The organism is Psychrobacter sp. UBA6739, assembly GCF_002453835.1.
Taxonomy (GTDB): domain Bacteria; phylum Pseudomonadota; class Gammaproteobacteria; order Pseudomonadales; family Moraxellaceae; genus Psychrobacter; species Psychrobacter immobilis_A.
The window spans coordinates 69147-78602 of sequence record NZ_DKHR01000009.1; the positions used below are offsets into that span (position 1 = coordinate 69147).

Genomic DNA, 9456 nt, shown 5'->3' on the forward strand with positions numbered 1-9456 from the left:
GGCATTTTTTATGCTAGGTGCGGTCTTTATGCTAAGCACCGCGCGGCGCAAACATAATAATTGCCATGCCTAATAACGCAACCGCAGAACCTACTATATCCCACGTGGTCGGCCTGATACCGTTCACCGCCCACAACCATAAAATAGCCATCGAAATATACACGCCGCCATAAGCCGCGTAGACTCTACCAGCTGCGGTAGGATGTAAAGACAACAGCCAAACGAAAGCGACCAGACTTAGTACGCCAGGGACAAGCAGCCAAATAGATTTACCTTCTCGCAGCCAAAGATAAGGCAAATAGCAGCCCGCAATCTCTGCTAATGCGGTCAGTGCGAACAATCCAACGGTTTTTAATTCAGTCAAAACCATCTACTCCTAAACGGTGATAAATCCTGTCATATACTGTACGGCATGACCAGAGATAATGACTCTATCGCCAGCGACCACACAGTCTAGAACCCCGCCGCGACGTGATGCTTGATAAGCGACCAAGTTATTTTTAGCCAAACGCTCAGCCCATAAAGGTGCAAGCCCTGTATGAGCTGAACCCGTCACTGGGTCTTCATCGCCACCATTGGCTGGCCAAAAATAACGTGAAATAAAATCATAGTTTTCGTAGTCAGCAGACTTAGCCTGACAAGTCACCACCACATCTAAAGGCGCAAGCTGTTTTAGCTGCTCGTTATCACGTGCTACTGTTAAGACGTCGGACTCAGCATTATAAATCACAAAATAGGCTTGAGTATTTTTATAGACTTCAACGGGTGCAATAGATAGTCCTGCAAGCAAGCTATCAGGGATATTGTCAACTTTCTCAGGCTTAGTATTAGGAAAGTCCATTTGTATCTTGCCATCGTCTGTTTGCACAATGGTCAAAACACCAACCGCTTTGGCTGAAAATTTAATGTTTTCTACATTGGGGTTTTTGTTAAATAACACAAAGGCTGACGCTAGCGTTGCATGTCCACAAAATGCAATCTCAGTGAATGGTGAAAACCAGCGGATATGACAAATGTCTTTGTCATCAACCACAATAAAAGCTGTCTCAGATAAATTATTCTCAAAAGCGATAGACTGCATCAAATCATCACTTAACCAATTATCTGTAATGATAACCGCCGCTGAATTGCCTTTAAAAACGGTATCCGTAAAAGCATCAACGACATTTATTTCTAGTTGCATTTTATGTTCTCGCTTTATTTTTATAGATCTATGGTTTTATAGCTTTATGAATTTTATGGTGTTACTGGCAATATCAATCAACAATAAATAGCTTAGCGCCTATCTTCGTTGACGAACGATGGGCAATCGTATTGTCCGCCACTTGATAAGTCATGCCCGCTGTTAAGGTGAAAGTGCGCCCATCTTTTAGTTCGGTGTTCAGCTCGCCCTCAACACAGAATAAAATATGTCCTTTATCGCACCAGTGATCGGCAAGGTAGCCTGCGGAGTACTCAACCATATGCACATTGATATTGTTAAATTCGCAAGTCTTCCAATACCCCGTGCCCGTTTCACCTCTGTTTTCTACCGCTTCTACTGTCGTCCAATCGGTAATAGCAAAAGGTATATTTTTCATTTCCATAACGTCATCTCCCTGATTTTATTGTTCATTCATTTATCATAAAATCTTTACTTACTATACCTCAAATCCAGCGCCGCACTTTATTGAGATAATCCTGATAAGTTTTGCCAAATTTCTGTGCCATCATTCGCTCTTCTGGCTGGATTTGAAAGCGCGTTATATAAAGTATAAAAATGGGCAATAGTACAAACGCCAGAAAGTGAGAAAGATAGAACGCCCAGCCTAATAATATAAGCACCAAACCCACATACATCGGATTGCGGCTATACTGATATACGCCGCTGGTCACTAAACTAGAGACCTGCTCTAACGCTTGCGGATTGGGCGTGGTCTGAGCGATTCTAAATTGAGTCACACCCATGATACCTAAGCTCAGACCCATCACACCCAAACCCACTGCCAGTGCAGTTGAGCCGTTGAGTGAGAACGTCAAAGCAGGAACCATTTTAGAGACACCATACATAGCAGCGGCGGTAATAATCACTTGGGCGACTGGAGGGACTTTAAGTGCTAGAGCGTTCATGATTAGACCTCATAGAGCGTCAAATCATGAACCTCAACAGTGAGTGCTCATGATACCTGCTCACTATTTTCGTTTTAATTTTTACTTTTAGCCCTTGACTATTTAAACCATCAAAAAATAATTATTTTTACCTTTTAGATGTCGCTATCCTTTATTTTTATTCTTTGCTCGCTAACCATATCACTGTATTTATACGGTTAACTGGGATTGTTATTTATCAAAATAACGCCATTTATGTAAAGTAAAAACATATATAAAAATATAATACCTCATAGAGTATTATGTCTTAAAGTTCTATTTAAATTTAAATGAGGAAACTGGCATCATGATGCGTATCGGATTGTTCTTATTAACCAACTTAGCGGTGATCGTGGTATTTAGCATCGTGTTTGGTATTTTATCCAGATTTTTTGGAATTGGCGGCGTACATGGTGCGGGCGGGTTAAATTACACCAGTCTTGCCATTATGTGCGGCGTATACGGCATGGTTGGTTCGATGGTATCACTATTTATCTCGAAGTGGATGGCCAAAAGATCAACGGGAACGGTGGTTATTGAAACGCCAAGCAATGCCACTGAAAAATGGCTTGTAGATACGGTCGCTAGACAAGCGCGAGCGGTAAATATTGGCATGCCAGAAGTAGGAATTTTTAATAATTCTCAGCCAAATGCGTTTGCCACAGGCTGGAATAAAAACAAAGCGTTGGTCGCTGTTTCATCTGGCTTATTGCAAAGCATGACGCCTGATGAAGTAGAAGCGGTATTGGCGCATGAAATTGGTCACGTGGCAAACGGTGATATGGTCACGCTGGCGCTCATCCAAGGGGTGGTAAACGCCTTTGTGATGTTCTTTGCGCGTATCATTGGTAGCTTCGTCGATCGGACGGTGTTTAAAAACACCAGTGATAGCCCAGGTATTGGTTACTTCATCACGAGTATTGTGATGGATATTTTGCTTGGATTTTTGGCTTCTGCCATCGTTATGTGGTTCTCGCGTCTACGCGAATTCCGTGCCGATCAGATGGGAGCAAAACTTGCTAGCAAAGACAAAATGATTAGTGCGCTTGATGCCTTGCGTCCTTCTGAGCAGCGTCCAGATCAAATGCCTGAGAGTATGAAGGCATTTGCTATCTCATCAGGACAATCTACGGGCTTTAGTATCGCGAACCTCTTCCGCTCACATCCAACGCTGGATGACCGTATTGCGGCGTTGAGAAATTATAATCCTAGTGAGGAGTAATGACAGGATCAGCTCCCCTACCTGCTCGTAAAATTAACGTAAAAACCCAGACATAAAAAAAGCCTATCTATAAAAGATAGGCTTTTCTAAATCAAACTCGTTATTTAAATATCAAACGCTAATGCTCTGTCGCCTTCGCTATCTTTGATACGCGTTGGCAAACCAATCTTATTCAATAGATTGATAAATGGCTTGGCATCCAACTCTTCGACGTTGACCATCTTGCCAGCATCCCACTCACCAGTTGCGACCAGTATGGCAGCAGCGACGGGTGGCACGCCTGCGGTATAAGAAATACCTTGGCTACCAACTTCGTTATAAGCGTCTTTATGATCTGAGATATTGTAAATAAATACCTCGCTATCAACGCCGTTGATTTTGCCTTTGACTTTGTCACCGATGCAGGTCTTGCCCGTATAGTTCGGTGCAAGAGAGCTTGGGTCTGGCAGTACCGCTTTGACCACTTTTAACGGAATTACTTCTTGCCCTTCAGCAGTCATCACCGGCTGCTCAGAGAGTAGACCCAAACTTTGTAGCACAGTGAATACATTAATATAATGCTCACCAAAGCCCATCCAAAAACGAATATTTGGTACGTCTAAATTGGCGGATAACGAATGCACTTCATCATGGCCACTTAAGTAACTGTTTTGCACGCCAACCACTGGTAAATCGTCAGTACGCTTCACTTCGAACATTTTATTAGACTGCCACTTGCTGTCCTGCCAAGAGTAGACCGTACCAGTAAATTCACGGAAGTTAATCTCAGGATCGAAGTTAGTAGCGAAGTATTTGCCGTGGCTGCCAGCATTGATATCAATGATATCAATATCCGTCACCGAACCTGCATCCATCATGTCATAGCCAAGACGCGCATAGGCGTTGACCATACCGGGGTCAAATCCTGCCCCTAAAATCGCCGTGACATTATTGTCCGCACAGCGCTGTTTGCGCTGCCATTCATAGTTGTCATACCATGGCGGCGTCTCGCAAATCTTGCGTGGATCTTCGTGAATGGCAGTATCGATATAAGCAACACCTGTCTCGATACAAGCTTCCAATACCGTCATATTGATAAATGCCGAACCGACATTGATGACGATTTGGATACCCGACTCTTGAATCAGCTGTATCAGCGCCTGAGTATCCATAGCATCCACTTGATGCGTATGCAATACTGCAGGCTGCTTGAAGCTATTCTTATCTTTCACGCTTTGGGCGATAGCATCACATTTATCTTTCGTGCGCGAGGCAATATGAATCTCGCCAAGGATATCGTTATGCATCGCACATTTATGCGCGACCACTTGAGCGACACCGCCGGCTCCGATGATGAGTACGTCTTTTTTGCTAGATTTGGCTTGTTGGTTTGTGTTCAATGAACAATCCTCCTTTGTGTCTCTGTCGATACCATCGATAGTGGCGAGTCAAAACAGAAACGAGTGAATGATATGCGTGAATTAAAAAGGAAGACCGAGGAAAACCCACGCACCCGTCGGGCAAAGCACCATTTGATTGTTGGCTTTTGCCCGTGGCGATTATAACAATTTTTATGAAGACATCGGTAAAAATAATGTATAAAAAACAGACGAATTGAAGCCATCTAAAAACGAACTCAAGTCTTTGTTTTGTAAAATTTAAATTAATTTATCGACACAACTAAACTAAGACAAGCTGACTTTGTAATCTTGATAATCAAATTCGCGCTGCACATCTATACTGCCATCTAGACGACGAATCACAATCGCGGGCATATTAACACCATTGAACCAGTTCTTTTTCACCATGGTATAACCTGCGGCATTACCAAAGGTTAGGGTATCACCTATTGTTAGGTTATTTGGCAAGGCATACTCACCAAAGATATCGCCCGCCAAACAAGAACGACCATAAACAATCGTATTATCAGCTGACTTAGCGTTCTCGCTGATGGGTACGATATTGGTCGGGTCGATATCAAGAGAGGCAATATTCATTAAATCACTATTAACAGCCGCTATCGGCGCTGACTCACGGTAAATTAACAAATCAAGCATGTGCGCTTCAATGGATGAATCTACTACAGCGAGATTTTTTTCATTGTGCATAGTATCTAAGACGGTAGTGACCAATGACCCAGCACCATGAATACTGGCCTCACCCGGCTCCAAATAAACTTGTATATCATATTTTTCACTAAAGCCTTTTAACCTGTCTGCCAGTTTTTCTAGTGGATAATCAGGCGCGATAAAATGAATGCCACCGCCCAAACTCACCCACTCAAGCTGCGCTAAAACATCACCAAATCTGTCTTCGATATCTGCCAAGCTGGCACTAAAGGTTTCAAAGCTGTCATTTTCACAGTTGTTATGAATCATTACCCCAGTAATGTCATCAAGTACCGCTGTAATCTTGTTTTTATCATGTTCACCCAAACGACTAAAAGGACGCGCAGGATCAGCGATGATAAACGATGAATTACTGGTCTTAGGGTTCAATCGTAGACCAACAGGGATGTTTTTCGAACGCGCTTGTGACCCAAATGCATTGAGTTGCGAGATAGAGTTAAAGATAATCTTGTCAGCGTATTTTAGTACTTCAGGAATCTCATCTGCACTATAGGCAACGCTGTAAGCATGAGTTTCTTTTTTATTATCACTGTCTCTACCTTTACCAAAAGTCTCGTAGCCCAAACGCACTTCATTGAGTGACGATGACGTTGTGCCGTGCAAATAAGGCTGCATCACATCAAACACGCCCCAAGTGGCAAAGCATTTGAGCGCCAATAATGCTTTAGCGCCTGATAGCTCACACAACCGCGAGGTAATCTGCATATTGGCAACGATTGCCGCTTCATCGAGCAAATAATAAGGCGTGGGCGGTAGAGATGATTGGGTAGTGTTTAGCGAAGTTTTTGCATTCATAAGAGGTTACCTAATAGCTGCTGTTGGCATCATGACAGACATAAATATTTGCGCTATAGTAGACTAAATTCATCATAATTAGAATATCTTATGTCACTATCAACCGATTATTCCACTGCTACTAGCCAAGCTTATTCATCGCAGCTCGACCCAAAAAATATTCATTTAGAGCATCTTGATGCTAATGCGCGTGCAGTACTGGAGTTTTGGTTCGACAAAGACAATGAGCAATATTGGTTTGCGCAAAATGATGACTTTGATACGCAGATAAAAGATAAATTCGGTGACATCTGGCACGCTGCCAAGCAAGGTGAATGCGTGACATGGCGTATCGCAGAAGCGCCGACGGATAGCAATAGCTCCATCACGGCGTTGGCAGGCAGACTGGCAGAAATTATTGTCTTAGATCAGTTTTCGCGTAATTTATGTCGCGGGCAAGCAGGCGCTTTTGCGCAAGATAGTATGGCTATCGCATTGGCACAAGAGGCTATTGGACAACCATACTTTGATACATTACCGACTGAATGGCGCAAATTTATCATCATGCCATTTATGCACTCTGAATCATTGGTGATCCATAAACGCTACTTACCATTGTTTGAAAAATTACATGATGACAATACGCTGGATTTCGAAAATCGTCATAAAGATATCATTGAGCAATTCGGTCGCTATCCGCATCGCAATGACATTTTAGATCGCGAGTCAACGGATGAAGAAGAAGCCTTCTTGCAACAACCGAACTCGTCGTTTTAGCGCTTATATATGTATATGATTGATTGTAATATGATTTATTGTAATATAGTTACTTCAACTCAAAATAAGGGTGAAGTACAAGGCAACTAATTATAGGCATATATAATGTTTCAAGCGAGATGAACGCCGAAATTTTTATAGTGCAAGGGATTGACTATTATAATAAAGCAAGGGCTGAATCAGATAACTGGTTCAGCCCTTGCTTTATTATACTTACTCTTTATGTACTTTCGTTCAGATTGGTGCTTTTATTCAGATTAAGAGCACGTCTTAGTTCACCTAATTATTAATTCACTATCCCTGTCGTAAAGGTAAAGCTCTCACGCTCGATAGTTTTATTATCCACTAAAATATCAAAGCTGACACGGTAGTCACTGTTGCCATGTAAACCACAGTTTTTGTCTTTTTTACTGCCAATCTGGCAGCTTCTTAAATTATCAGTGATTGGTAATATAAAAGCCTCGTTTGCTGGTAGTGCATTTGCCGTATTTTTATAGGGATCTTGGCGATAGTCTAGCAGCTCAATCGGTACATTGATATTTCGCTGGATATCATGGAATGTTACATTGCTGATATCAATCGTTTGAGCGGATGGCATATTGATATAAATAGGTTGTCCGATAGGATCCACTCGCAAGTCACGCCCTGTATGCTTGACAGGATCTGGCGTCTCATTGTATAGCGCGGTTACTGTATCCGTCACGCCTTCACATGGATAAGTAAATACGCCTTTAACCGTATTATCTTTAGTTGCTTGGGTCGCTGCTGCATGGTTGACCAAGACATAACCTTGGTTATTCGCCGCCTCTTTATTGTATGGCTTATAGATAACCACGCCAGTACCCGTGACGCTTGCACTAGGCATCATTAATGAACGCAAATGGTAAGGTGCTGCCAGCAGGGACTTTGCCATCGAGCCTGCCACAACATCCGAGCGAATAAGATTGCCTGCTGAACTATAGTAGATAGATTGGGCGATATTCTCAGTCACACCATATCGTACATTTGGATAATTTGCGTTTGATAAGCGATCGGTAAAACTTAACCCACCAAAAAATGGATTATTGCTACTGGTAACACCCGAAATATCTGCAATCTTATTTTCATAATGCGCGCTGAATGCGGTCGGTGAGCTATTGGCAAAGACATATTTAATATAATTTGCATGTTTAATGGCAACATCATCAAGCGCGGTATCTACAGATAAACCGCTCAGACCACAGCTGGTACGTGCCAAACTGAACTTATTGTTGGCAATTAATGCAGCCTTTACCTCATTAGTAGCAGTAGTGCTATCAGGTTGGTCGCCAACATTATCGCTTGAATTGTCACTTGTATTATCATTGGGCTGATCGTTTGGCTCGATAGCAGGTGGGTTCGGACTTGGCGCATTGGTATTAGAGCTGCTATCAGAGCCACCGCCCCCACCACAAGCCGTTATGAATACTGTCAAAAAAAGCACTGCAGCAAGATTTTTCTGTGGCGTACTGATTAATAGCGTACTGAGCGTCATTTTTTATCCTATAGAATAGTAGCGCGTATATAAGTCAATAAAAGCCAGCGTTAAGTATGCGGACACAAGCTGCTAATATTACAGTATTGAATTTACTTGTAATTGCATTGTAATACAGTCCAAAAATTTTTACTTGGTGTTTGTTGAAGACTGATACGTTCATTATAGACTGTCTTATTTTTAGTCATGACTATGTCCGCTTAGGCTATTTTAAAGAAGCATGCTCAGCTTAACGTGTATTGTTAAGTGGCTTTCTCTAATGACTTTCTCACTGGTGCAAAACTACGTCTATGCGCAGATAATACGCCGTATTTTTCGATTGCCTCCATGTGTGCGCGTGTTGGATAGCCTTTATGTTTGGCGATACCATATTCTGGATGCTCAGCATCAAGCGCATACATGGCTTTGTCACGGCTGACTTTAGCCAATATACTTGCCGCTGCAATGCTGGTATGACGCGCATCGCCCTTTACCCATGCTTGGCAATCGATAGTCGATTTTTCTATACCCAGTTCAGCGAGCATTGACTCATTTAATTCAGGGCAGCGATTACCATCGAATAAAACTTCGACCTGCCTCATAGAGTTGACAAGAGGATGAGCAATGGCTTTTAACAACACTTCGGTACATAAGCGCATACCGAGCATCGTCGCTTGCAAGATATTGACTTGATCGATGACCGCTGCTGGGATCTCGGCGACAACATAACCAATAGCATGCTGCTGAACCAATGGATAAAGTCGGTCACGCTTCTTTTCACTCAGCTGCTTGGAGTCGGTCAAGATAGATAATGGCGTGTCCTTTAATGGCTGCATCTCAATCAATCCTGACCAAGTTTTAGGCAATATCGCAGCAGCCACATTGACGCTACCGAGCAACGGCCCACGTCCTGCTTCATCAACGCCTATTTGTAGCGTTGACTGCTGTAAGCCTTG

10 protein-coding genes are annotated in these 9456 nt (G+C 42.6%); 2 read left to right on the top strand and 8 right to left on the bottom strand.

Translation table 11 applies throughout. From position 1 onward, the window contains the following. Window positions 1–31: 31 nt before the first annotated feature. The 4 genes from B2575_RS02905 to B2575_RS02920 form a co-directional block, all read right to left on the bottom strand. Window positions 32–364 (bottom strand): YnfA family protein, encoded by a 333-nt coding sequence (locus B2575_RS02905; protein ID WP_201502120.1) that lies wholly within the window; start codon window positions 362–364, stop codon window positions 32–34. Window positions 365–376: 12 nt separating this feature from the next. After that, the gene (locus tag B2575_RS02910; protein WP_201502121.1) at window positions 377–1183 is read right to left on the bottom strand and encodes a PhzF family phenazine biosynthesis protein; all 807 of its coding nucleotides are present in this window, start codon (window positions 1181–1183) and stop codon (window positions 377–379) included. Window positions 1184–1256: 73 nt separating this feature from the next. After that, on the bottom strand, window positions 1257–1586 hold the full coding sequence (locus B2575_RS02915; RefSeq protein ID WP_045446391.1) for a DHCW motif cupin fold protein: 330 nt from the start codon (window positions 1584–1586) through the stop codon (window positions 1257–1259). A 61-nt stretch (window positions 1587–1647) separates the two neighbouring features. Further along, a complete protein-coding gene (locus B2575_RS02920; protein ID WP_201502122.1) occupies window positions 1648–2109 on the bottom strand; it encodes a methyltransferase family protein in 462 nt (153 codons plus the stop codon). Window positions 2110–2434: 325 nt separating this feature from the next. On the opposite strand from B2575_RS02920, the gene htpX reads away from it, so the two are divergent. Further along, entirely contained in the window at window positions 2435–3349 is a 915-nt protein-coding gene (gene htpX / locus B2575_RS02925) for a protease HtpX (RefSeq protein WP_201502123.1), read from the top strand. A 104-nt stretch (window positions 3350–3453) separates the two neighbouring features. On the opposite strand, the gene B2575_RS02930 is transcribed toward htpX, so the two are convergent. Together B2575_RS02930 and B2575_RS02935 are read right to left on the bottom strand one after the other, a co-directional pair. Continuing rightward, entirely contained in the window at window positions 3454–4728 is a 1275-nt protein-coding gene (locus B2575_RS02930; protein ID WP_201502124.1) for a saccharopine dehydrogenase family protein, read from the bottom strand. 285 nt (window positions 4729–5013) lie between these two features. Continuing rightward, window positions 5014–6252, bottom strand: coding sequence for a carboxynorspermidine decarboxylase (locus tag B2575_RS02935; protein WP_296240065.1), 1239 nt, complete (start codon window positions 6250–6252; stop codon window positions 5014–5016). Window positions 6253–6342: 90 nt separating this feature from the next. Between B2575_RS02935 and B2575_RS02940 the strand changes: the two genes are divergently transcribed. Next, on the top strand, window positions 6343–7008 hold the full coding sequence (locus tag B2575_RS02940; protein WP_201553902.1) for a DUF924 family protein: 666 nt from the start codon (window positions 6343–6345) through the stop codon (window positions 7006–7008). Window positions 7009–7294: 286 nt separating this feature from the next. Here the strand turns inward: B2575_RS02940 and B2575_RS02945 are convergent, their stop codons facing one another. Together B2575_RS02945 and B2575_RS02950 are read right to left on the bottom strand one after the other, a co-directional pair. Next, a complete protein-coding gene (locus B2575_RS02945) occupies window positions 7295–8521 on the bottom strand; it encodes a CAP domain-containing protein (protein WP_296240066.1) in 1227 nt (408 codons plus the stop codon). A 242-nt stretch (window positions 8522–8763) separates the two neighbouring features. Further along, the coding region (locus tag B2575_RS02950) for a ribonuclease HII (protein ID WP_296240067.1) at window positions 8764–9456 on the bottom strand (693 nt) is incomplete at its 5' end.

Excerpts from the sequence above, each read along its gene's own strand:
- B2575_RS02910 (WP_201502121.1), bottom strand. The coding sequence starts at position 1,183 with ATGCAACTAGAAATAAATGTCGTTGATGCTTTTACGGATACCGTTTTT.
- B2575_RS02915 (WP_045446391.1), bottom strand. The coding sequence starts at position 1,586 with ATGGAAATGAAAAATATACCTTTTGCTATTACCGATTGGACGACAGTA.
- B2575_RS02920 (WP_201502122.1), bottom strand. The coding sequence starts at position 2,109 with ATGAACGCTCTAGCACTTAAAGTCCCTCCAGTCGCCCAAGTGATTATT.
- htpX (WP_201502123.1), top strand. The coding sequence starts at position 2,435 with ATGATGCGTATCGGATTGTTCTTATTAACCAACTTAGCGGTGATCGTG.
- B2575_RS02935 (WP_296240065.1), bottom strand. The coding sequence starts at position 6,252 with ATGAATGCAAAAACTTCGCTAAACACTACCCAATCATCTCTACCGCCC.
- B2575_RS02940 (WP_201553902.1), top strand. The coding sequence starts at position 6,343 with ATGTCACTATCAACCGATTATTCCACTGCTACTAGCCAAGCTTATTCA.
- B2575_RS02945 (WP_296240066.1), bottom strand. The coding sequence starts at position 8,521 with ATGACGCTCAGTACGCTATTAATCAGTACGCCACAGAAAAATCTTGCT.